Source organism: Carboxylicivirga sediminis (genome assembly GCF_018156225.1).
Lineage (GTDB): Bacteria > Bacteroidota > Bacteroidia > Bacteroidales > Marinilabiliaceae > Carboxylicivirga > Carboxylicivirga sediminis.
Window position 1 is genome coordinate 80031 of sequence record NZ_JAGTAR010000018.1, and the last position, 24582, is coordinate 104612.

The window sequence follows — 24582 nt, forward strand, 5'->3', positions numbered from 1 at the left end:
CGTTTTATGGCTAAATGGTTCGACCACCATTCACATAACAACCTGTACTTATTAAAAAATGCAGCCGGTGTTTTAAACAATTTCGTTCAGCAGCAGTTATTGAAATACTGAATGATTAAACTGGCTGTGGTACAATGGATATAACCTTAAAATACACTATCATTAAAGACAAGGAGCTGGTGGTTGAGGTATTAAAGGGACCTGTCAAACTAAATGACTACATCAGTTTTAAAACACAGCAGATAGCAGATAAAGATTTCAATCCAAACTATAGCTATATAATTGATATCAGAGCTGTTGATATTGTTTTTTCCAAAGAAATGGAGAAACGCATGAAGGAGTACCTGGCATTTGTTGCTCCTATTGATGCACTGGCACAAGAAAAGAGAGTAGCCATCATAACCAATACGCCAGAGCAGGTGGTGTACTCAACGATTCATCAAACACTGGACAAGCGTCGAATTGATTACGGTATCTTTTCAACAAAGGACTCGGCAATAGAGTGGTTAAATCTAAATAGTGATGATTTAAGTATGGTTGATTGATGTCGGTTAGTTCGCTATCTTCTTATTATTTATGACCCGAATATTATAATACATATACGGCTTTCTTTGTTAAGGTGCGGATTATGAGTCTTTTGTGGTCTTATCTAATATCTGGCAATAAGCACAAAATCACTGTGGATTAATTGCACTTATTCATCTACCTTTAGTTCGTATTTGAACAAACTAACTTTATACGTATTGATTATGAGAACAATTTTACTCCTGGCATTATTGTTTATGGGCAGCTATGTGTCGGCTCAAAACATCATGATTTATCAACCCGGCCCAGGCGCAAACAATGGTAGCGACGAAGGTGGCTTAACTGGTGGTAAAGACACTTGGGTTAACCGCTATTCACCTGGAGATAACAAGGGAGGTTTAGATCATGTTTTAACCAGCCCGCGTAGTAGCTGTAATGAAAGTGATTATAAGGGTTACTTTAAGTTTGATGTGTCCACCTTACCAGAAGAGGTTAATGCCGTTTATTTTGGTGTTACACATATTGAGCATACCAGTTATTGCTACAGCAATTGTACAGCTGATTTCTATTTTTACCTATGCACCAGCGATTGGGATGAGATGAGTTTGGTGCAAAACAACCTGCCCACAGAAGAGTCTACGGCCTTCTTTGGTCCGCTTGCCATTTCATACCCTAATAATCTGGGCGTGCAAGAGTATGATATCACTTCGGCCTATAACTACTGGAAGGAGAATCCGGAGTTAAACTTTGGTTTTGTGGTGTATTCACCAACAACGGGGTGTAATAATGCATCGGTATATTTTGGTGTTAAATCATCGGATGATGCAGTTGAAGCCAATCGTCCTTATCTGAAAATTGATTACTCTGGTTCAACGGCTGTGCATGATTTGGCGAAAGCAACTACTGTTGGGCCCAATCCTTTCACCGATTTTATAAACCTGCCGGCAGCTGGTGTAGTCAATTGTTACCTAACAAATTTAAATGGTCAGAAAATGGATGTAGGATATAGCCAGGGCGTTAAGCAGCTTTTCACTGCTCACTTGCCCAGAGGCGTATATCTGTTGCATTTAGAATTGGAAGGACAAAGTATTACGCATAAGTTGATAAAGCGTTAACGCTAATTTGTTTTCAGAGAGGTTGTGAAAATTTCAACTCAGGATGGATGTATTGATGAGTTTAGGGTTATTTAATCAATAAGCACTTATCAAAGTTTTAGAAATAAAGAGCCAGTAATTAATTCACTGGCTCTTTGCTTTATTACTAACTCTCCAGCATCGTCTGTACAAATTCCGATTCCTGCACAGATTCCTGCATCTGCAGCACTTTCCAGCCGTCCTCTCTTTTTACCCAAACCAGTGAAGTAGCACAATCGGGGAAATGTAGGGTGGAATCTGGAAAGAAGAAGGTGCCACTGGAAATGTAGGTGACTACTGCAGTATCGCGCGACAATACTTTAATATGCTCAACCCTGAAATTGTATTGTGCTTTTTGCGCCGGTACAAATACTTCGTTGGCTTCTTTTATAAGGCCTGCATGGTCCAATATCTTACCATGGATGCTGATGTAGTTAAACTCGGGTGTAGTAATGAAGTTCTTAAAAGCAGCTTTTGCATCTAGCTGGCTCATACCTTCGCGCATCTCTTGTATAAAGGTCATAATTTCAGCGCTGATGGCAGCTTTCTCATTGGAGCTGAGCAGCTGCTGTTTGGTCTTAGCGGTCATTGTTTTCATCATTTCACAGGTTTAATTAGTAATTATTGTGCAACTAATTGCTTATACTCACTATTCTCCTGTTGCAATGTCCGCCCTATATTCAAAAAGGATATCATTATTGCAGATATCAGCTGTAAAGTTAAGCTGCTTTTGCACCGACGTCAAAAGAATATTCCATAACCACTGCAGCTAACTATTGTCTTTAACCCAAAAACCTAAACTCCCAACCCTAAACCCTAAACCCTTGTACTACCCTCTTAAATACTGGCTGGGCGTTACGCCAAAATACTTTTTAAAGGTCTGGCTAAAATACTTAGGGTCGGTAAAGCCAATCATATAAGCCGTTTCGCTAATGTTTTTCCCTTCCTCCTTCATGATGCGGGCCGCTTCCTGCAACTTAATGGTCATCAAAAACTGCTGGGGCGACACGTCGGTCATCGATTTAATTTTGCGGTAGAGCACAGGGCGGCTCATGCCCAGTTCACGGGCGGTATTCTCCACCGTCAGCTTTTCGCTGTCGATGTTATTAATCACAAAGGCTTTAATCTGCTCCAGAAATACCTGGTCGGTGCTGTTGGTGGATACTTCCTCAACCTTTGTGGAAGGCTCCAGGAACTTTTGCTTTAATAGCTGACGGTTCTTAAGTAGATTGGCTATCTGTACTTTCAGCAGCTTAATGTCAAAAGGTTTCTCCAGGTAGGCATCGGCGCCGTGTTCCAGTCCTTCGCGTTTATAATCAGGTGAGTCAAGGGCCGTCAGCAGCACTATAGGTATATGGCAGGTCGACAGTTCACCTTTGAGCTTCACGCAAAGCTGGTGGCCATTCATTTTAGGCATCATCACATCCGATACAATGATGTCCGGCATTTCTTCCGTTGCCAGCGTATAACCTTCTTCACCATCGGCCGCTTTCAGCACCTGGTACTGACTGCTTAGCTCAATGGCCAGGTTGTCGAGCAACTCAGGATTGTCTTCCACCAGCAGCAGTTTGGGCCCCGTGCTATTGCTTTCGGTTACTTCAACCGTGTCGGTATAGATAGGGGTTAATGTGCTCTCTTCGCTTTCAAAATGGCGTATCTCTTCAGGGTTATAATGTTTGTCTCCCAGCGGCAGTTTCACTGTAAAAGTGGAACCTTTGCCGTATTCACTCTTAAAGCTGATTTTCCCTTTATGCAGTTCAACCAGCTGCTTGGTAAGCATTAATCCTACGCCACTGCCCACCTCTTTGGAGTTGATGGCATTGGTAGCCCTGTAGTAGCGTTGGAAGATATTCTTTTGTTGGTTGGTGGGGATGCCTTCACCCGTATCTTTCACATGGATGATGGCGTATCTGCCACTCAGTTCGGTGACGATCTCAATATGGCCACCCATTGGGGTGTACTTGAATGCATTGGACAAGAGGTTGAACATCACCTTCTCCATCTTACTACGGTCGAGCCATAGCGAAGTAGCATGTTCATCCAGCGAGGCAGTAACGGCAATTTGTTTCTCAGTGGACAGAGGAGCAAAGGATTCAAGACGTTCTGTAATAAACTCATTGAGGTTTGTTTTCTCCACCTGTAGCTGCATCTTCTGCAAGTCAGCTTTCTGAAAATCCAGCAGCTGGTTCACCAGGTTGGTTAGTCGGTCGACGTTACGCTTCACCAGGTTCAGATTGCGCTGCTCCGATTCGCTTTTGCCACCTTCGTCCACCATCTTTTCTACCGGCAGCTTAATCAGTGAAAGAGGGGTGCGTAAATCGTGTGCAATCGAAATAAAAAATTGCTGTTTCTCAGAGGCATGGCGCTCCTGTATAATGATGTGGTAATAGTGCATATTAAGCAGTATCAGCCCTATCAGTATTAGCCCATAAAGTACATAAGCCAGTGGTGTTTTCCAGAATGGTGGCGCTATGCTAATCTGCATGGTCTTCACCTCTGGTTGCCACACGCCATCGTCGTTGGTTACCATTAACTTAAGCGTGTAATTACCATGTGGCAGCTTCGAGTAGATGGCTTCCCGAACGGATGTTGGACCGTTCCATTGCTCTTCAAAGCCTTCAAGCGTCCATTTATAGCTCACCTTCTGCGGGTTGGTGTAGCAGATGGCCCCAAATTCAAAGCTCAATGAGTTTTGGTCGTGTTCTAGTTTTAATGTCTTTTGAGAATTTATATTCTCGCGTAGCGGACCATCAGCTTGTATCTGCAGCTGTTGGCCAAACAGGCTTACATTGGTAATGAGGGGTGTGGTTATCTGTGCCGATTTAGTGATCTGTTCCGGGTAAAACCATGATATGCCTTTTGGACCGCCAAATATCATCTGACCCGAGGAGTGCAGGCAGGCCGCATTCTCCGAAAACTCAGTATTGGCAAGTCCATCGCTGATGTTATAGTTGTCAAATACCCGTGTTGAATCATTGAAAACAGAGAGTCCGCCTGTTGAACTGACCCACATGCGCGCTTGCTTATCCCACAACACACTGCGTATATAGCTCGATGGCAGGTGAGTGTCATCATACTGTGTAAGGGTATTAGCAGTTATATCCCATTCCAGCAATCCATACACATCGGTACCTAAAAACAGGTTACCGGTGGTCGGGTGTACGTTCATGCAAATAATACGGCTTTTGAGCAGCAGGCTGTTGGTAGGCCGGCTTACTTCAAGCGTTTCCTTATCAACAATGAATAAACCAAAAAGGGTGCCTATGAGTACCTTATCGTTGTATTCGCACAAGGAGCGCACATTACTGATGTTAACCATGTAAGAGCTCTGTTGTTGCTCATCAATGATGCTTACACCACCCCAGATACCGCCTGTCCATATACGTCCCTCGCTATCGCACATCACCTGGTACAGGTGGTTGGTTTGTGTTTGATAGGGGCCGGGCGATGTTTTATGGATGGTCTGTTTCTTACCCGTTTCTGGATTTATCTTTATGAGTCCGCGCCCATAGGATGCCACCCAGATGGACTCGTCCATACCTTTACACATCGACATCACATGAAAAGGTTTTTCAATCGTCTTTTTTAGTGCCGGTATGTGTTTCCATTTCGATTGTTGCGGACGATAAACACTAATGCCCGTCTTGGTGCCAAACCACAACTGGTCCTCATGTTCTACAATAGCATTAACTACATTGTTGCGCAAGCTGCTGTAGATGTGAGGGATGTGTTGCGCCACATGAAACTGTTTTTTATTGGGATCGGCAATGTTAATACCGCCACCGTAGGTAGCTACCCAAAGAATATTATCATGGCTGTAATAAAGCTCATAAACTCCATTGGATGATAATGAGTTGAGGTTGTTGTCGTCAGATATGTATGTTTCTTCAACAGCCAATGCCTTATCTGTAATATACAGGCCAACCCCATCCAGTGCTACAGCATAGTGTCGTCGGTCGGGTGTGGGGATAATGTCCGTAACCGGGTAGTTCTTTTCATTGTTGCCAAATCCCTGACTAGCCATTAAAATAAGTTCATGCCCTTTCACCTGACATTTTAATATCTGCGAGTTCCGTGTACCAATTAATAGGGTATCCTGGTCATGGTGCAGGGACATAATATCAATGCCATTGAGTTTATCTGTCAGATCATCATCTGTTTTAATAGCCACAAGAGTTCTGGTTGATTTATTAAGCAGGTATAAACCCTTGGTTGTGGCAATCCATAAATGCTCCTTATTGCAAGAGGTAATTTCGTTTACGCCTTGCGTAATTTGTTCAACAGCCGATATTTTTGAGGTGTTGGTGTCAAAGTGATACAAACCACCGGTGGTGCCAATCCATATGTTCTCTTCATCCTCCGACAGGATAGCATAAATATTGAATAAAGCATCGCTATGCTCAAAAGGCAGTACTTTATAATAGCTGTCTTTTTTACGATCGTAGGCATACAGGTTGCCGTTTTTGGTGCCGCACAAAATATCATATTTGTCTGATAGCACCAGGCAGTTGATGATGTCATCGTTGGTGAACAGACCATCGGGGGAGGAAAGCGAGTAGTGCTTGATATCGGCCCCGTTAAACTTATCAAGGCCGTTATGAGTAGCCAGCCACATAAAGCCTTCTTTATCCTGAACCACCGAAACAACCCGACTGTTTTTCAGTCCCTCATCAACCGACAATTGTTGAAAACTGTAGTTAAATTGGGCCCATACCGGAGCAGTTAAAGCATATAGCAGAAGTGTGCTGATGAATAATATGCGCTTTGAAAATAGCATAGATATATATGTTGACAAGCTTGTTTTCCTTATTTATATACCAAATATAAGCAATAAAAGTTGCCAATATACTTTGAAAACAGTTGCGAATAAAGAAAGAACAGGTCGGGAGTACAAATGATTCATATAGGTAGTGAGAATCGTTCGCATTATGCCATTTTTTAACTATCAGGCGCATATGCCAGGCAGAGAGCCAACAACTCGGCAGAGGGTTCCATTGTATACAATTGGTTATTTGTGTGAATGTGGAAGATTGATTTCTGCTGAATATGAATGATTTATTGTTGTGTTCTACTCGTGGATGAAAAAAACCGAACCATATTCCTACCCTTTGGGAACGATTTCTATATCTTGTATCGCATCATCGGTCAGTAATATTGTAACGTAATTATTGTATCAAAAATCCAGGTTTTGAAACAAGCCGGTAAGCCTTAATAGTGGTTATGTCATTATTCCCCTATTGTTGATTGTCGGGTGGTTTCAACTGACCTTTGAAAAAAATCTAAGCAGATGAAAAAATTGATGTTAGGCTTAATGGTCTTATTCATATCTGTTATCAGTTTTGGTCAAAATGGGCAACAGATAACAGGTAAAGTCACCGACACCAATGGTGAAGCTTTACCCGGTGTATCCATCTTTATTAAGGGTACAACCACCGGTTCAATTACCGATATCGACGGTAATTACTCGTTAGCTATTCAAAATGATGGAAGTGTTCTTGTTTATTCCTTTATTGGGTTTAAAACACAGGAAATTGAAGCAAGCGGTAAGACTATTATTAATGTAGTGATGCAGGAAGATGTAACTGACCTGGATGAAGTTGTTGTGGTTGGTTACGGTGAGATGCGAAAGAGTGATGTAACTGGTTCAATAGCATCAGTTCAGGCGCGTGACGAAGTGGCAAGGCAGTATCCTTCTGTAGATATGTTGTTACAGGGACGTGCTTCGGGTCTTCAGGTGGTAGGCAATGCTGGTAGCCCGGGTGGAGCTGTGAGTGTGCGAATAAGAGGAACAAACAGTTTAAGAGGAAATAATGAACCGCTGTATGTAGTGGATGGTGTTATTATTAGTACTGCCGGAACAGAGGTAAGCGATCCATCAACTGATGCCAACGAAATACAGGCGCAGCAAAATGGCTTAACTGGGCTTAATCCGAGAGATATTGAAAAAGTAGAGGTGCTTAAAGATGCTTCAGCAACGGCTATTTATGGTTCGCGTGGTGCCAATGGTGTGGTAATGATTACGACCAAAAGTGGTGCTGGTAAGAAAGGTAAAGCAACAGTATCGGCCTATGGAACGGCAGAATGGAATGTTATCTATAAGGACATTGATGTGTTGGATGGGATTGGTTTTGCCAACTATCAGAATGAATTTGAAGAACTATCAGGTAATAAGCCTCGCTACCATGTTGAAGGCAATCAGGTATATGCACTCACATACGATGAAAATGAACAGCCTGTAATAGGAGGCCTTTATGACCAGGTTAACTGGCAGGATGAAGTGTATGAGATGAGTTTAAGTCACAACGAAGGCATGGCTATCAGGGGTGGTTCAGAGAAAGGCAACTACTATTTCTCTGCAGGCTTTTCTGATCAGAAAGGGATTGTTGAAACGACTCGTATCAAACGCAGTGATTTGCGTTTAAACCTCACACGTGACATTAGTGATCGTTTAAAGATGGATACCCGTGTAAGTATGATGTATCAGGATGGTACATTTGCGCAGGCAGGTAGCAAATCGGGAGGTAATCGAAGCTTTACAAAGCAGGTTTTGGGTTATCGTCCACTTATTGGAGAGGTTAATGAAGATGATTTGGATTTAGATATTTCTAATCCATACTCATGGCTGACCGATTTTGATGATAAAACAAAAGAATTGCGCATCAACTCTACGGTAGCATTCACCTACGAAATAATGAAGGGCTTGAAGTATAAGATCAATACAGGTCTGGATTACCGTAAGAAAGATCGTAGTAAGTTTTATGACACGGGTGTTTTTGTTGGACAGAAAGAGAATGGTTTGGCCAACTACTCATACCTGGATCGTTATGCTTACGTTATTGATAACCTGTTGATGTACAACCGCCGTTTTAATAAGGTGCATAACATCAATGCAGTCGCTGGTGTAACCTACGATGGTGTAGATACTCAAAACAAAATCTACGAAGTTGCCAACTTCCCGGATAAGAGCCTGAGAGCTGATTATCCACAAGCCGGACAAACAATCTATCGTCCATTTAGTATTCTTATGGCTGAAGAAGCTATCTTCTCAGCTCTTGGTCGTGTGAACTATTCATACAAAGATCGTTATGTGTTAACAGCCAGTTTCAGAGCTGACCAGTCTTCAAAATTCCGTCCGGGTAACCAGTGGGGTTACTATCCTGCAGCTGCTTTTGCATGGCGAGTGATGGAAGAGCCATTTATCAAAGATTTGGACTTCTTTCACAACCTGAAACTTAGAGTGGGATGGGGGATGACTGGTAATCAGGCTATCTCACCATACCAAACGCTTGGTACCTATAATACAGCCTATTATGTGAATGCAACGAATTCAACTGTTGTGGGTAATGTGCCGGCGCGTATTCCTAATCCGAATCTGACTTGGGAAACAACAGAGCAGTACAATGCTGGTATTGATTTAGGCTTTTTTAAAGGGCGTTTAAATGCAACTGTTGATGTGTACTATAAGAACACAGAAGATTTATTGCAGGAAATTGAATTGGGTCCATCCAATGGTTTTGCAAATATGTTTATTAACCGGGGTGAGATTGAAAACAAGGGTATTGAATTTAGTGTTGATGGATTAGTATTGAATAAGAAAGATTTTAGTATTGATTTGGGAGCTAACTTTTCGTTGAACCGCAATAAAGTAAAGAATCTGGGACTGGCACCAACCAATGTTTGGATCAACGGCCAGGAATCATCAGAGGTATTTTACTTTGGCAGCAGTGTGTCAACAGGTACTTACTTTAAGCAGCCAGCCAACATTTTTATGGAAGGGCAACCAATTGGTATGTTCTGGGGATGGCAAACCAATGGTATCTACCAGGATGAGACAGCTGCAGCTGAGGGCGCAACCTTTAATGGTAACCCTAACCAGGCTGGAGACGTGATTTTTGTAGACCAGAACGGAGATGGCAATATCGATGATATGGATAAGACATTAATTGGTAATCCAAATCCTGATTTTACTTATGGCTTTAGCCTGAATGTGAGGTACAAACGATTAACATTGAGCGCCTTATTTGATGGTGTGTATGGCAATGACATTATTAATGGATATAATATGGAATTGGCCTATGCCGAAGGTAATAGCAAAAATATCCTGACCGAAACTTATGAGCAGGCCTGGCGTGTTGATGCACCATCCAATACTTATCCACGTCTTGGGTATGCCTACAACGAGTACTTATCAGACAGAATTGTTGAGGATGGCAGTTACTTCCGCCTGAATAACCTGACTTTGGGTTACGATATTCCGGTTGATTGGACAAGCGTTGTAAGCAATCTGCATATTTATGGCTCTTGCCGTAACCTGTTTACAATTACCAATTATAGTGGATATAATCCACAAATTACCAGCTTCCTGAACGATGGAAGTATCATGGGTGTTGACTGGATTGGAACACCTGATGTACAGACATATCTAATTGGAATGAACATTACTTTCTAACCAGGAAAACTTAGAAAAATGAAACGTAATTATATCATATATACACTATTATCCTTCTTAATGACATGGAGCGCCTGCACCATGGAAGAAGAACCTAAATTTCCAGCTGCTGACAATCTGTTTAGTAGTGTGGAAGGAGCTAATACCGTGCTTAATGGTTGCTACTCTGCAATTGCGGACTTTAACTACTACGGTGCTGATTTTATGCATCTGACTTATTTTTCATCGGGCTTATATACATCCAACCGTGATGCCAGTTTAAATGATATTCTGATTTTTCAACAGACACCATCACTTAATTTTGTTGAGAATGTTTGGAAGTCATCCTATAGAGTAATCGCACGTGCCAACGACATCATTGATAATCTGTCGCTTGTTGAGCTGGCGGATGTGGACGAGCAGAATAATATTTTAGGTCAGGCTTATTTTCTGAGGGGTTTGACATACTTTAACCTTGTGCGTATTTATGGTGGTGTGCCATTGATTACTAAGACGGTAACTTTTGAAACCATAAACCAGCCAAGGGCCAGTAGTGATGCTGTTTATGAGCAGGTGATCACAGACTTTGGAATGGCAGCTTCTCTGCTTAAGGATACGGATTCTCAATACGATGGGCGTCCTGCGGCTCCTGCGGCCAACATGCTGCTGGCTAAAGTGTACATGACTTTGGCAGGCAATAAAACAGCTGGCGAAACGGATTACTGGCAAAAAGCCTATGATGAGGCCATTAAGGTATATGGTAAGTATTCATTAGTGGCAGATTATCGCACGCTCTGGAATGAAACCACCAGCAATATTACCTCGGAATCAGTGTTTGAGATTATGGGTAACGAAGAAAATACCTTACGCCTACATCAATTATTTACAGCATCAAATGGTAATGCCGGTCGCTCAGTTTGGGGGCGTATCAAACCAAATATTGAATGTTACGATTTACATGCAGATAAGTACGCTGATGATCCTCGCATTGCAGCCACTTTTAAATCTGAGTGGGTAAAGTATTTGGCCAACGGAAATACACAAATCATTAAATCATATCCATTTTTTACCAAGCGTAATAATAAGGATAAGAGTTACCCATGGTTGAATAAATACTATATCAACGATCATACAAAGATGAATTACAACACTAACATGAATTTTGTACCATTCAGGTATGCTGATGTATTGTTAATGTTGGCTGAGATTGAAAACGAACTGAATGGTCCGGATAATGCGTACGCATATGTTAATGAGGTACTGGCACGTGCTCGTGCTTCGGCTGATGTGGCTGCAGTGGAACCTGCAGATTGGACTGGTATGACACAGGAGGAATTCAGAGCAGCTATCATGATGGAGTACCGTTATGAGTTGCTGGGAGAAGGACATGAGTGGTTCAATGATCGTCGTCGTGGTTACGAGTATTTCAAAACCAATGTGGTGGATGTTCACAATAATCATCCTGGTTATGATTTCAATGTACAACGTGATGTTGAGTTACCTGATAATTCGCGGAATATGCTGATGCCTATACCACAATCGGAAATCACTGCCAATCCAAATATCAGTGCGGCAGACCAAAACCCGGGCTACTAACATAAGCGTTAAAGTCTTATAATTAAAAATATCGAGATGAACCGGAGTGACTAGCTTATAGTTAGTCACTTCGGTTGACATCTCTAACAACCTGGCCCAGTCACAACTGTCAAAAGGAAAGATCATGTTTAAATCGTACCATATATTAGTCTTAATACTAATGATATCCATAGTGGGGTGTCACAACCAAACGAAAACGGAGCCACTTTATTTAGATGCTACCGCACCCGTACCTGAGCGTGTTGAAGATTTGCTTAAGCGCATGACGCTGGAAGAAAAGGTAGCGCAAATGTGCCAGTATGTTGGACTGGATCATATGCGACAGGCCGAAAAAGACCTGAGCAAGGAAGATATGGAGAAAAGCGACGCACAGGGCTTTTATCCAAATTTACATTCAAGTGATGTGGAGCGTTTGGTGGAGCAAGGCATGATAGGTTCATTTTTACATGTGGTGGATGTTAAAGAGGCCAATTATCTGCAGTCGCTGGCTCAAAAGAGTAGGCTAAAAATTCCTTTGTTGATTGGGATTGATGCCATCCACGGAACAGCTTTGGTAAATGGTGCAACTGTATACCCAACACCTATTGGACTGGCCAGTACCTGGGACACGGCATTGGTTAAGAAAATGTCGGTGGAAACAGCAAAAGAGATGCGTGCCACAGGTGCCACCTGGACCTTTACACCGAATGTGGATGTGGCGCGTGAAGCCCGCTGGGGCCGTGTTGGCGAAACATTTGGGGAAGATCCTTTCCTGGTAGCCGAAATGGGTGTTGCCATGATTGAAGGTTTGCAAAATACAACACATCCGGATAGTTTCAATGTGATAGCCTGTGCCAAACACCTGATTGCCGGAAGCGAATCGGTGAATGGCCTTAATGGTGCACCTACCGATTTATCCGAAAGAACTATCCGAGAGGTGTTTTTACGGCCTTATAAAGCAGCGGTTGATGCCGGCGTTTTTTCTGTAATGACTGCACATAATGAGTTAAACGGTATTGCCTGCCACGCCGATGAGTGGATGATGACCGATGTATTACGCAATGAGTTGGGCTTCGAAGGTTTTATTGTGAGTGACTGGATGGATATTGAGCGACTGGCAACCCGTCATTTCGTTGCTGAGAACCAAACAGAGGCTTGCTATCAAACGGTGAAAGCTGGTATGGATATGCACATGCATGGCCCCGATTTTTTGGAACCTATTGTGGAGTTAGTGCAGCAAAACCGCTTGACTGAAGAGCGTATCAATGAAAGCCTTCGACGACTGCTGGAAGCAAAATTCCGTCTGGGTTTATTTGAAAATCCTTATGCCAGTGAAACACAAACTGATGCAGTCTTATTTAACGAAGCACATCAGCAAACAGCCCTGGAAGCCGCTCAAAAATCAATCGTTCTCCTGAAAAATGAAGGCCGTTTATTACCACTGCAGAAAGGACAATATAAGAAGGTATTTGTTACAGGGCCTAATGCACATAACGAAACCGTTTTGGGAGACTGGGCTTATCAACAGCCTGAAGAAAATACAATCACCATCCTGGAAGGCCTGCAACAAACTGATGAAAGCGCCAGAATTGATTACTTAAACGTAGGAAATAATCCTAATGATGTGACTGAAAAGCAAGTGAAGGAAGCCCGATTGAGAGCGCAGAAAGCTGATTTAGCCATTGTGGTGGTTGGTGAAAACTCATTCCGCTGGGATTGGAACAATAAAACCTGCGGGGAGAATTCAGCCCGTTCAGATATTAAATTGGGAGGACTGCAGCAGCAGTTGGTTGAAGCTGTATATGCATCAGGCACACCTACAATTGTTGTTTTGGTTAACGGGCGTCCACTCGCTACCGAATGGATAGCTGAAAATGTGCCGGTAGTAGTAGAAGCATGGGAGCCTGGTAGTTTCGGAGGGAAAGCACTTGCCCAGATACTGTATGGCGAAGTGAATCCATCGGCCAAGCTACCCATTAGTATTCCGCGTAGTGTTGGACATCAGCTGGCCATCTACAATCATAAACCTTCCCATTATTTTCACAAATATGTGGATGCTCAATCAGGTCCTTTATTTCCTTTTGGCCATGGTTTAAGCTATTCCGACTTTATTTATCAGAACCTGCGATTATCTAAGGAGACGATCTCAGCCGATGAATCATTAATGCTGAAGGTGGAAGTGACTAACACCTCTGATGTGGCTGGTGAAGAAGTGGTGCAGGTGTACCTTAATGATAAATATTGTCCGGTTACACGACCAGTAAAAGAATTAAAGGCATTTCGCCGAATCCGCCTGGAAGCCGGAGAAACGGCACAGGTAACATTTACAATTACACCGGATATGTTACAGTATCTGGACAAAGATTTTAAACCCGTCATCGATGAGGGTGAGTTTACAGCAATGGTTGGTGGTTCATCCGCTGATAATAATTTGCTTACAATACCCTTTTTCGTAAAATAGATGAGTATGAAGAGCTTTCGAAATATTATAACAGGGCTTCTTTTAATTGTTGGTGTCCAATTTATTACAGCGCAAAACTATAATCAATATGGATTTGTGTCATCCTCGGAGAAGTATGTGTTTTTCGGGAAAGATTTAGCTGGCAAGCCATTTGTACTGCAAAGTGAAGATGGTCAGGAAGTTATTAGCGGTAAGTTAACCGCAGCCAGTGAATGGCCCTACTCCGGTACCAGCGTTTGTTGTGCCGATGTGTCAAAATGGACCAGGGAAGGACACTACCAGTTGTTGGTGGATGGGCTGAAGCAACCTACACCTGTACTGATTCAGAACGACAAGTATACCAAGCTGGGTAGTGCCTTGGTTAAGTCCTTTTACATGGCGCGTGTATCAGTTCCTATTGAAAAGCAGTATGCCGGAGTTTACGCACGTCCTGCCGGGCACCCCGATGATAAAGTGATTGTTCACAAGTCGGCCGCAGATGCTCTTCGCCCCGAGGGAAGCACGATTGTATCGCCGGGTGGCTGGTACGATGCCGGTGACTACGGTAAATACATTGTGAATTCGGGTATCAGTACTTTCTCGTTGCTGCATTTATGTGAATTATTTCCTGAATACACGCAAACCATCCAGCTGAATATTCCTGAGAGTGGTAATGGCGCTTCTGATGTACTGAACGAAGCAGTAATTAACCTTAAGTGGATGTTGACCATGCAGGACCCGAATGACGGAGGTGTTTATCACAAGCTGACGACCAAACGCTTTTGCGGGATGGTGATGCCGCATAAAGATCCGCTGCAACGCTACGTTGTGATGAAAACCACAGCGGCCACACTGGACTTTGCTGCAACCATGGCCAAAGCCAGTCGTGTGCTTAAGAACAATGAGCAGACTTATACCGGATTAGCCGAAACCTGTCGCAATGCCGCGCAGAAAGCCTGGGAATGGTGCCTGGCGAATCCGCAAGTATATTATGTGCAGCCAAAAGATATTTCAACAGGGGAGTATAGGGATGATTCGATTGATGATGAGTGGTTTTGGGCGGCAACAGAATTGTATCTTACAACAGGTGAAGCCACTTATAAAAAGCACATCAATATCGGGCAACAGAAATTCACTGTGCCTCAATGGGGACGTGTTAATACCCTAGGTTTATATAGCTTGCTTAGTTGCAGTGAAGGTAAAGAATTAGCTAAAGAAGTCGGTAAAGCCATAGTTAAGCTGGCTAATAAGTATTTAGCAAACTATAAAGCTTCGGCTTATCGTGTATCCATTGTTAAATTTCCCTGGGGCAGTAACAGTGAGCTGGCCAATGAAGGGATGTTACTGATGCATGCTTATTTGATAAGCAATAAAACAGAATACCTTCAGGTAGCAGATGCTGCTGTTGGCTATCTTTTGGGAGCTAATCCGCTGAACCGTTCCTTTGTAACCGGCTATGGAAAGCAACCACCTATGAGAGTGCATGACCGACGCTGTTCAGCCGATGGCATCGATGCACCCATTCCGGGTTTATTGGCAGGCGGACCGTCCAAACAAGCACAGCACGATTGTGGTAAGGACGCTTATCCTTCTGCTTTACCAGCTTTGAGCTACCTGGACGAGGAATGCAGTTTTTCAACCAATGAGGTGGCCATTAACTGGAATGCAGCAGCCAGCTTTTTAGTGTTGGGGCTCGATGCTATTTATCAATCAGAAGACTAATGCGATGCGACAATTAAGATATGTAATACTACTCTCTGTCATCCTGTTGGGTGGATGCTTGAAAAATGTTCAGGCTCAGCAGCAACAGCCCAATATCATCTTCTTTATTGCCGATGATATGACACGTGATATGTTTAACTGTTTACCCGAGGGCAAGGGAAAGAATCTGACACCCAATCTGGATAAACTGGCCACTGAAGGCACCCTGATGATGGGACAGCATGTAAGTGCCACGGTTTGTACACCCAGTCGCTTCAACGTGTTAAGTGGCAAGTATGCCAGCCGTGCCAATAACCCCAAGGTACTGAATCAGGTTAAGAAGAATGGTGGTCAGCGTGTGGTGGAGTGGAATACGCACATCATGCCGGGTGAAGCCAATCTGGCCAGCTTATTACAGTCTGGTGGATACACCACTGGGGCCGTTGGTAAGAACCATGTGTATGAAGTGCATGATTATAAAGTTATGCCATTGACTGCCGATGCAGGCGATGCTAGAGTGATGAAGCAGCAACTGGCTAACTACAAGGCTACGCAGCAAGCTTATTATGCCTGTGGGTATGATTTTGCCGACGGTTTATTCTACGAGAACCCGGATTTTAACGGACCACGCGCACTGGCTGTACATAACCTGGATTGGTCCACCGAAGCGGCATTAAAATTTATTCATCAGATCAATGAGAAGCCTTTTTTCCTGTATTTTGCAACTACTTTGCCACATGGTCCTCTGGAAGCAGAACGCGCATGGAACGCCGACCGGACGATTACGCCAATTGGTAAGCTGGATAAGGCGCCGCAGGTAATGCCACATCAGTCAACCATACCTGTGCGATTGAAACAAGCCGGTAAGCCGGTGAACGATCGTAAAGCCAACCTCCTGTGGATGGATGATGCTCTGGGTGCTTTGATTCTGAGCCTGAAAGAGAAGGGGGTGTATGACAATACCATCATCTTTTTCTTTAATGATCATGGGCAGTATGCCAAAGGGACTGTTTATCAGGGGGCCACGGCCGATCCAAGTATTATATGGTGCAGTAAAGGTTTTAAAGCTGGTGCCGTTAACAAGTCGCTGGTATCAAATGTGGATTTTACGCCCACGATATTAGAACTGGCTGGTATAGATTACAATAAAGCAGATTTTGATGGTCGCAGTTTCGCCCGTGTGCTCAATGGCCAAGAATTGGAGGACAGAGGATCCATGTATTTCGAAATTGGCTACTCAAGAGGGGTTCGTAAAGGCAACTTCAAATACCTGGCACTACGCTATCCTGCATGGGTGAACCAACTGACTGCTGAAGAAAGGGAGACTATTCTGACCGAATACAATCGGAAGCTGAAAATCAGAGGCAAGGGACCGAATAATACTGATCCTGCCAAACCATTCGGTCATGTACAGATTGTGCCGGGAGGCGGAGATGCTGAGTTTCCGGCCACGCAACGTTATCCGCACTATGCTGATGCTGACCAGTTGTATGACCTGGAGAATGATCCTAATGAACAGGTCAATCTGTACAATCATCCCGACTACCAGGAGGTGGTTAAAGCGATGAGAAAAGAATTGAAAAAGCACATCCAATCAATCCCGGGAAGTTTTGGTGAATTTAAAAGCAAGTAATGATGAGAACACGATTAAGATATACATTGATAGCGGTGGCATTGGTAGCTGTTGGCATTCTTAATGCACAAAAGAAAACCAATGTGTTGTTTATTGCGGTGGACGATCTGAAACCACTGATAGGTGCTTACGGCCATAATGAGGTGCAAACGCCTAATATAGATGCATTGGCCAAAGAAGGAGTAGTGTTTACCAACGCCCATTGCCAGCAGGCCGTATGCGGACCTTCACGAGCCAGTATTTTTACAGGTATGCGCCCCGATTATACCGGTGTAAGAGATCTAAAAACACGCATGCGTGATGTGAATCCAGATATACTGGCTATGCCTCAGTATTTCAAAGAGAATGGCTATGCCACAGTGGCAGTGGGTAAGATTTATGATCCGCGTTGCGTTGATAAGGAGTATGACGGACCATCGTGGAGCATACCTTACCGCGAAAGCTCAAAATATACTTATCCTGAAGCTTATGGTGAACCGGGACTATCATACTATGCATTAAAGGAAAATCAGGATAGGGTAAAGGCTCTGGAAAAGGAAGCAGCCGAAAAAGGCGAAAAAAATATGCATAAGTATGTATCCGATCGCTTTAAACCATCAACCGAATGTGCTGATGTACCTGATGAAGCCTACATGGATGGGCAAATTGCCAACAATGCTATCAAATACATGGATAAGCTTGCCAAGGACGACGAGCCATTCTTTTTGGCGGTTGGTTTTAAGCGCCCTCACTTGCCATTTGCCGCGCCTAAAAAATACTGGGATTTGTATAAGCGGGAAGATATCAGGGTAGCTGCCTATCGTGATGCAGTGAAGAATGGTGTGGATAAAGCCTATCATAACTCAGGTGAGTTATATTCATACACAGATATACCGCCATTGGCCTCTTTCTCAGATATTTTCACTGATAATCTGCCAGATGAGAAACAAAAGGAGTTGATACATGCCTACTATGCCAGTGTATCTTTTATTGATGCACAGGTGGGTAAACTAATGGACAAGCTAAAGTCCAAAGGCTTGGATAAGAATACGGTAATTGTATTGTGGGGCGATCATGGCTGGCATTTGGGAGACCATTCGTTGTGGTGTAAGCATACCAATTTCGAACAGGCCACGCGTGTGCCATTGATCATTAAAAAGCCTGGCGGCGCGTCCGGAGAAAATCAGTATCCGGTAGAGTCCTTGGATGTGTTTCCAACACTATGTGAAGCCACGGGACTGGATATCCCAACTCAATTGCAGGGTAATAGTCTGCTACCGGTTTTTACAAAAGTTGATAAGCAGGTAAACGACTATGCTGTTTCGCAGTTTGGTCGCGGACAAACACAAGGCTACTCGCTACGCACAGAGCGTTATCGTTTAACCTTGTGGATGAAAAACAACTGGCACACCGACCAGCCTTTTAGCAAGGGCTTAATTGAAGCTGGTGAGCTGTATGACTATGAAAAAGATCCCCTGGAGACCGAAAATTATTATAAGCATTCCGATTACAAGAAAGTCAGGGCCGATCTGATGCAACAGTTTGAAGCATTTGTAAGCATTCAAAATAAAGAGATTAACGAACTGAGGTCGGGGAGTAAACCAAATGCCGAAGCCAATGATTTATCATTCGGACCGGAGCTAACCAATAACTGGAACTCAGTGGCACGCAAAGGTGCTGATGCCATTTTTCAATTAAATGGAGATAAATTGGTGGTTGATGTAAAAAAGTTGGGTGAGAAGCCCTGGGATTTGGCTTTGATTTACAACTCAACTATTGAGTTGAAAGAAGGACAGCGTATCGTTTTAACCTTTAACTACCAGGGTCCTGAAATGAAGATTGGTATGGGGCCTGTGCACGACAAGCGAGTGACTAAAGTGGTTAAACCATCGCAAAAAGTAAAGGTACAGACCATTGAACTGGAGGCAACAGCCAGCGGTGCCTGGCCCTTGAAGATGCAGTTAATGGGTACTGGTCGCTATGAATTAGGGGAGATTACATGTAGCATTCAATAAACACAGACAAATGAAGTATTTTTTATTCTATAGTTTATTATTACTTGGGGTATTGAGCGCCTGTTCAACTGCTCCAACAGAAGATATAGACGAAATTAAGGTAGAAAGGGTAGAAGGAGCCAAACAACGTAATGTTATTTTCATTCTGACCGATGATCACCGTTATGATTACATGGGTTTTACAGGCAAGGTGCCCTGGCTCGAAACACCCGAGATGGATAAGCTGGCCAGCGAAGGCGCCTACATGAAAAACGCCTTTGTCACCACCTCATTGTGCTCGCCAAGCCGTGCAAGTATATTAACGGGCCAATATTCACACGTTCACACCATTGTGGATAACGTGGCGCCAGATCCGGGGAACCTGGTGTATTTTCCGCAGTATCTGCAAAAAGCCGGTTATCAAACCAGTTTCTTTGGTAAGTGGCACATGGGCGATGAACATGATGATCCGCGACCAGGATTCGATCATTGGGAAAGTTTTAAAGGGCAAGGGGATTACTATGCACCAAATTTGAACATCAATGGTGAACGTGTCCAGTACGATGAGGACACCTACATCACCGATTTATTAACCGAGCATGCTATTGAGTGGCTGGATAAACGAGATACTGAAAAACCATTCTTCATGTACTTGTCGCACAAGGCCGTGCATGCCTTGTTTAAGCCGGCCAGGCGTCACGATGGTGTTTACGATGGCAAAACCATTGAAAAACCGGCCACTTTTGCACAAACAGTTGGAGATGACTACCAGGAGCTGAAATGGCCTGAGTGGGTGAAGCAACAGCGTCACAGCTGGCACGGGGTTGATTACATGTATCATGGTAAGAATGGTACATTTGATGAGAACCTGCAGAAGTATTGCGAAACCCTATTAGGTGTAGATGAGAGCATCGGTACCGTTATGGAATGGTTACGCGAGAACGGTCTGGATGAGTCAACCATGGTGATTTACATGGGTGACAATGGTTTTAGCTGGGGCGAACACGGCTTGATTGATAAACGCCATTTCTACGAAGAGTCGGTGAAGGTACCAATGCTCATCCGTTGTCCTGAACTATTTGAAGGTGGTAAGAACATTGAGCGCATGGTACAAAATGTTGATGTGGCACCAACTATTCTGGAGTGTGCAGGCGTTAAAAAGCCTGAATATATGCCTGGTCATTCAATGGTTCAGTTGTTGCAAGGAAATGAGGAAGGCTGGCGTACACGTGTGTATTACGAATACTTCTGGGAGTACGACTTCCCGATGACGCCAACGGTGTTTGGTGTGCGCACCGACCAGTACAAATACATGCGTTACCAGGGTATCTGGGACCAGAATGAACTATATGACATCATCAACGACCCGGACGAACAGTACAACCTGATGGGTGACCCCGCTTATGCCGATGTGGCAAAGCAGCTGGCTTCCGACCTATACGACTGGCTGGAGCAAACGCGCGGAATGAATATTCCGCTGAAGCGCACGGTGAAGCATCCTTACGGAGATTATCGTCATCCAAATCAGTACTAATCGATAAGCGAGCCTCCGGAGGCTCGCTTTTTTTCATTTATTCAGCTATGAAACTAAGAACATTAATTGCAGGACTTTTAATAGGCGGACTGTTTTGTGCTTGTCAGAATTCACAACAAAAGCAGCCACCCAATATCATTTTTTTTCTGGCCGATGATTTAGGCTGGGCCGATGTGGGCTATAATGGCTCACAGTTCTATGAAACACCTAATATCGATCAATTGGCCAAAGAAGGGATGGTATTTACCAATGCGTATGCCACTCATCCGCGTTGCGTCCCGTCGCGATACTCCATCATCACTGGTAAGTATCCTGCCAGGGCGCAAATGCCTGGTCCCGGTGAAGGTAAACTGAATGTTCGTCCCGGTGATGAAGGCAAACTAAAGGCTAATGAGCAAACCATTGCATCGGCTTTAAAAGAGGCTGGTTACGCTACGTTCTTTGCCGGTAAATGGCATCTAGCCACTTCTGGCACATTACCACAGGATGTTGGTTTTGACGTGAACATTGCAGGAGGGCATGCCGGCTCGCCAATATCCTATTTCTATCCCTACAATGAAGGCCCTCAGAAAGGTAAAAAGGCACCTATTGAAGGTTTAGAGGATGGTGTAGAAGGGCAGTATCTAACGGATCATTTAACTGATAATACCATCGGATGGCTGAAGCAACAGCATGAAGAACAACCAGAGCAGCCTTTCTTTGCGTTTGTGTCGCACTATGCCGTGCACGAGCCGCTACATGGAAAACCTGAGCATGTTGAGAAATTCAGAAATAAGTTGTTAACAATGAGCTACGAAGGTGAAGCCTTTATCGACGAAGGTACCGGCACCACAAAAATGCATCAGGATGATCCGGAATACGCTGCCTTGATTTACAGCATGGATGAGAGCCTGGGGCGTATCCTTAAAACTGTTGAAGAAATGGGAGAGGCAGATAACACGGTGCTCATCTTCTTTTCGGATAATGGTGGCTTATCAAACCGAGGCTTTAATCCACGACGAGTGGCCACCTCCAATCAACCGTTGCGGGCCGGCAAAGGACACCTGTATGAGGGTGGTATTCGTGAGCCAATGATAGTGAAATGGCCAGGGAAAATACTTGCAGGTTCACAGTCTGAGCATATTGTCATAGGAACCGATTTCTTTCCGACTATCCTGGATATTGCCGGTCGAGAGCTATTGCCGCAAGCCCATCTGGATGGCAAAAGTTTTAACGTAGAACTCCAGGGTAATAGTGAGCAAAATGCAGACAGACCAGTTTTCTGGCATTCACCTGTAAGCAGACCACATGCAACGGGTGATATCAACAGCTCAGCCATCAGACAAGGCAATTATAAGCTCATTGATTTTTATGACGAAAAGCGAGTAGAGTTATATGACTTATCAACGGATTTAGAGGAGAAAAATGATCTATCGGCAGAACTTCCGGGTGTTAAGCAAAAACTATACTTTAAGCTGAAGAACTGGCGTGACTCGACCGGTGCCTATATAGCAGAATGATAATAACAATGCAGCACTAATAAAAAAGAGGGAATGTATCAGCAGTCCCTCTTTTTTGTTTTAAAATCCTTCCAGGTATGTTATCAGGTTGATATCGGTGCCTGTTAAGTCAAGGCGTTTGCGTAACCTGCCTCTGGCCACTTCAACACCTCGTAGTGTCTGATGCGTAATAGCTGCAATCTCCTTTGATGTCATATTCAGCCTGAGCAATGCGCATAAGCGTTCTTCTGAAGGGGTTATCTCAGGATGTTTAGCCCTGATTTGCTCATAAAAATCGTTATGAACCTGGTTGAAACGCAATTGGAACTCTTGCCACACTTCATTATCGGATTGAGACTGTAAATTATAAATAATCTGCTGCAAAGGTTTTTTATTGGCGTCTTTAAGATTGTCCTTAAGGCTGATAAGCTTTTTGGCTACGTTGTTGAGTAACTCATTTTTTTGCACCAGGTACATCACATTTGTGGTTAACTCTCTGTTTTTGGTTTCCACCTCCATTTCAAGCTTGGTATTTTCCAATTCTACCTTTCGCTTTTGCATTTTAAAAATGATCATCAGCAGTACGGCAATCAGCAGTATGGCAGATAAAATAGTTACCAGTAAGGTGTAGAATGACCTGATACGCGACTTCTCCAACTTATTAGCCTCTTCTATTTTTTCTACTTCATAGGATATTTGTAGCTGGGAAAGCTGATTCACCTTTTGTTCATTAATCAGACTGTCACTAACCAGTTTATACCTTTTATGCTCTTCAAGGGCTTCTTTAAGCAGTCCTTTGCTTTCATATATTTCATACAAAAACATATGGGCCACTTTCTGTGGTTCGAGTATATTAATTTCTTTGGCAATGTTTAAGGCTTTCCTGGCTGCCCATTCGGCACTATCCAGCTCATTAATGTTTGAATAGTAGTTGGACAGGAAATAATATGACTTGGCAAGACCTTCCAGTTCATTATCCTCCTGTCTGATTTTAATGGCCTTATTTAGGTAACGATAGGCAGTAGGATAATCTTGTTCTATTATCTCAATCTTACCCAGGTTATTATAGATGGAACTGATGATGTGTCTAAAACCTATTTCTTTGGCTACCTCAAGCGCTTTCTCGTAATATAATTTTGCTTCTTTTCTATTTCCCAGGCTTAGATTGGCACTGGCAATGTTGTTGTAAATCTGCGACTGATACCTTCTGTATTGCGCTTTATCTTTTTGGGTGCAAAGGTCAAAGTAATGCAGGGCCTGTCGATAATAATTTATTGATTTTGGATAGTTCTCAATCCGGTCATATATCATACCGGTATTGTTGTAGCTTCTAACCAATCCCACATTATTTTCTATTTCGGCATAGTTCTCAATGGCATTCAGGTAATTTTCAAGCGCTTCATCATAGTTGCCCAAAAAATAGTTGCTGGAACCGTTTTCAAGTTGGAACTCTGGCAGCCATTCCTCTTTTTCTTTGTTTATAGCCGTTTGTTCCCCTTGCGTTCCAAACAGCAATGACTTTTTTAGGTCGTATTTTCTGGTGAGTTTAACCAGTTCCAAAAGAATAGCTAACCTTTCATCAGCGTTTTGCGACTTCTCAAGCTTAAACGTAAGGCTGTCTTCCTTGACTATATCATTAGCTAATACATTATGCTGGCTAAGCACATAGATACACAGATACAGCCATACATTTATTGAATATGGTAATAGTTTCTTCATTCTTATCCCTCCCGATGGCGACTAAAGTACTTAATAATTCCTAAACAAATAGAATGCCGCAATAATGTGAAATATAGTCAAAAAATAGGCATGAGAGGTGTTAAAGTGCAATAAAACAAAGATATAAGATTATAAAAGAGAGGTAATTTTCTTTGATTAATACCGTTTTGCCACCCAATGCTGAGGTTTTGTGACGTAAATGAGAAGTTCTGAGAGGGAGCTTTTTTTGATGTCTTAAGGCTAAAACCCCTGTTTTGTATCGAAACCAAAAAATGTCTAACAAATTATTAAAACCCGAGATGTGCCGAGAGATAACTGATAAAGAAATAAACCGACTAATAAAGAAGCGCGAAGAAGAGAATAAAGTATTCAAGAAGCTGCTTAAACAACTGGAGTCGACTAATAAAAAAGCGAACAAGAAAAAACTTCGATAATTAAATCAA

The 24582-nt window shown here is 43.2% G+C and carries 14 protein-coding genes; 11 read left to right on the forward strand and 3 right to left on the reverse strand.

The features are described 5' to 3' along the window. The first annotated feature begins 134 nt into the window (after positions 1-134). Positions 135-545 carry a hypothetical protein gene (locus KDU71_RS12500; protein ID WP_212191415.1) on the forward strand — a complete coding sequence of 137 codons (411 nt, stop codon included), beginning with the start codon at positions 135-137 and terminating at the stop codon, positions 543-545. A gap of 204 nt (positions 546-749) precedes the next feature. After that, a complete protein-coding gene (locus KDU71_RS12505; protein WP_212191416.1) occupies positions 750-1640 on the forward strand; it encodes a DNRLRE domain-containing protein in 891 nt (296 codons plus the stop codon). A 145-nt stretch (positions 1641-1785) separates the two neighbouring features. Here KDU71_RS12505 and KDU71_RS12510 read toward each other — a convergent pair whose 3' ends face one another. Further along, positions 1786-2259, reverse strand: a complete 474-nt coding sequence (locus KDU71_RS12510) for a nuclear transport factor 2 family protein (RefSeq protein ID WP_212191417.1) — start codon at positions 2257-2259, stop codon at positions 1786-1788. Between the two features lie 228 nt (positions 2260-2487). Continuing rightward, positions 2488-6435, reverse strand: a complete 3948-nt coding sequence (locus tag KDU71_RS12515) for a hybrid sensor histidine kinase/response regulator transcription factor (RefSeq protein ID WP_212191418.1) — start codon at positions 6433-6435, stop codon at positions 2488-2490. Between the two features lie 510 nt (positions 6436-6945). Here KDU71_RS12515 and KDU71_RS12520 point away from each other — a divergent pair. The 8 genes from KDU71_RS12520 to KDU71_RS12555 all read left to right on the forward strand — a co-directional run bounded on the left by KDU71_RS12520 (position 6946) and on the right by KDU71_RS12555 (position 22441). Beyond that, complete coding sequence (locus tag KDU71_RS12520; RefSeq protein ID WP_212191419.1) at positions 6946-10107, forward strand: SusC/RagA family TonB-linked outer membrane protein; 3162 nt, start codon at positions 6946-6948, stop codon at positions 10105-10107. Between the two features lie 18 nt (positions 10108-10125). Beyond that, positions 10126-11682 (forward strand): RagB/SusD family nutrient uptake outer membrane protein, encoded by a 1557-nt coding sequence (locus tag KDU71_RS12525; RefSeq protein ID WP_212191420.1) that lies wholly within the window; start codon positions 10126-10128, stop codon positions 11680-11682. Between the two features lie 124 nt (positions 11683-11806). Next, positions 11807-14122, forward strand: a complete 2316-nt coding sequence (locus KDU71_RS12530; RefSeq protein ID WP_212191421.1) for a glycoside hydrolase family 3 N-terminal domain-containing protein — start codon at positions 11807-11809, stop codon at positions 14120-14122. 6 nt (positions 14123-14128) lie between these two features. Continuing rightward, positions 14129-15823, forward strand: a complete 1695-nt coding sequence (locus KDU71_RS12535) for a glycoside hydrolase family 9 protein (protein WP_212191422.1) — start codon at positions 14129-14131, stop codon at positions 15821-15823. Positions 15824-15827: 4 nt separating this feature from the next. Beyond that, the gene (locus tag KDU71_RS12540) at positions 15828-17435 is read left to right on the forward strand and encodes a sulfatase family protein (RefSeq protein WP_212191423.1); all 1608 of its coding nucleotides are present in this window, start codon (positions 15828-15830) and stop codon (positions 17433-17435) included. After that, positions 17435-19429 carry a sulfatase gene (locus KDU71_RS12545; RefSeq protein WP_212191424.1) on the forward strand — a complete coding sequence of 665 codons (1995 nt, stop codon included), beginning with the start codon at positions 17435-17437 and terminating at the stop codon, positions 19427-19429. Before KDU71_RS12540 ends, KDU71_RS12545 begins: the two co-directional genes overlap by 1 nt. Positions 19430-19439: 10 nt before the next feature. Continuing rightward, positions 19440-20942, forward strand: a complete 1503-nt coding sequence (locus KDU71_RS12550) for a sulfatase family protein (protein WP_212191425.1) — start codon at positions 19440-19442, stop codon at positions 20940-20942. Positions 20943-20989: 47 nt separating this feature from the next. Next, positions 20990-22441 (forward strand): sulfatase, encoded by a 1452-nt coding sequence (locus KDU71_RS12555; protein ID WP_212191426.1) that lies wholly within the window; start codon positions 20990-20992, stop codon positions 22439-22441. 60 nt (positions 22442-22501) lie between these two features. Here the strand turns inward: KDU71_RS12555 and KDU71_RS12560 are convergent, their stop codons facing one another. Beyond that, positions 22502-24139, reverse strand: coding sequence for a tetratricopeptide repeat protein (locus tag KDU71_RS12560; RefSeq protein ID WP_212191427.1), 1638 nt, complete (start codon positions 24137-24139; stop codon positions 22502-22504). Between the two features lie 272 nt (positions 24140-24411). Here KDU71_RS12560 and KDU71_RS12565 point away from each other — a divergent pair, with 272 nt between their 5' ends. Further along, positions 24412-24573: a hypothetical protein gene (locus KDU71_RS12565; RefSeq protein WP_212191428.1), complete on the forward strand. Its 162-nt coding sequence runs from the start codon at positions 24412-24414 to the stop codon at positions 24571-24573. Positions 24574-24582: the final 9 nt, after the last annotated feature.

Excerpts from the sequence above, each read along its gene's own strand:
- KDU71_RS12500 (WP_212191415.1), top strand. The coding sequence starts at position 135 with ATGGATATAACCTTAAAATACACTATCATTAAAGACAAGGAGCTGGTG.
- KDU71_RS12505 (WP_212191416.1), top strand. The coding sequence starts at position 750 with ATGAGAACAATTTTACTCCTGGCATTATTGTTTATGGGCAGCTATGTG.
- KDU71_RS12510 (WP_212191417.1), bottom strand. The coding sequence starts at position 2,259 with ATGATGAAAACAATGACCGCTAAGACCAAACAGCAGCTGCTCAGCTCC.
- KDU71_RS12515 (WP_212191418.1), bottom strand. The coding sequence starts at position 6,435 with ATGCTATTTTCAAAGCGCATATTATTCATCAGCACACTTCTGCTATAT.
- KDU71_RS12520 (WP_212191419.1), top strand. The coding sequence starts at position 6,946 with ATGAAAAAATTGATGTTAGGCTTAATGGTCTTATTCATATCTGTTATC.
- KDU71_RS12525 (WP_212191420.1), top strand. The coding sequence starts at position 10,126 with ATGAAACGTAATTATATCATATATACACTATTATCCTTCTTAATGACA.
- KDU71_RS12530 (WP_212191421.1), top strand. The coding sequence starts at position 11,807 with ATGTTTAAATCGTACCATATATTAGTCTTAATACTAATGATATCCATA.
- KDU71_RS12535 (WP_212191422.1), top strand. The coding sequence starts at position 14,129 with ATGAAGAGCTTTCGAAATATTATAACAGGGCTTCTTTTAATTGTTGGT.
- KDU71_RS12540 (WP_212191423.1), top strand. The coding sequence starts at position 15,828 with ATGCGACAATTAAGATATGTAATACTACTCTCTGTCATCCTGTTGGGT.
- KDU71_RS12545 (WP_212191424.1), top strand. The coding sequence starts at position 17,435 with ATGATGAGAACACGATTAAGATATACATTGATAGCGGTGGCATTGGTA.
- KDU71_RS12550 (WP_212191425.1), top strand. The coding sequence starts at position 19,440 with ATGAAGTATTTTTTATTCTATAGTTTATTATTACTTGGGGTATTGAGC.
- KDU71_RS12555 (WP_212191426.1), top strand. The coding sequence starts at position 20,990 with ATGAAACTAAGAACATTAATTGCAGGACTTTTAATAGGCGGACTGTTT.
- KDU71_RS12560 (WP_212191427.1), bottom strand. The coding sequence starts at position 24,139 with ATGAAGAAACTATTACCATATTCAATAAATGTATGGCTGTATCTGTGT.
- KDU71_RS12565 (WP_212191428.1), top strand. The coding sequence starts at position 24,412 with ATGTCTAACAAATTATTAAAACCCGAGATGTGCCGAGAGATAACTGAT.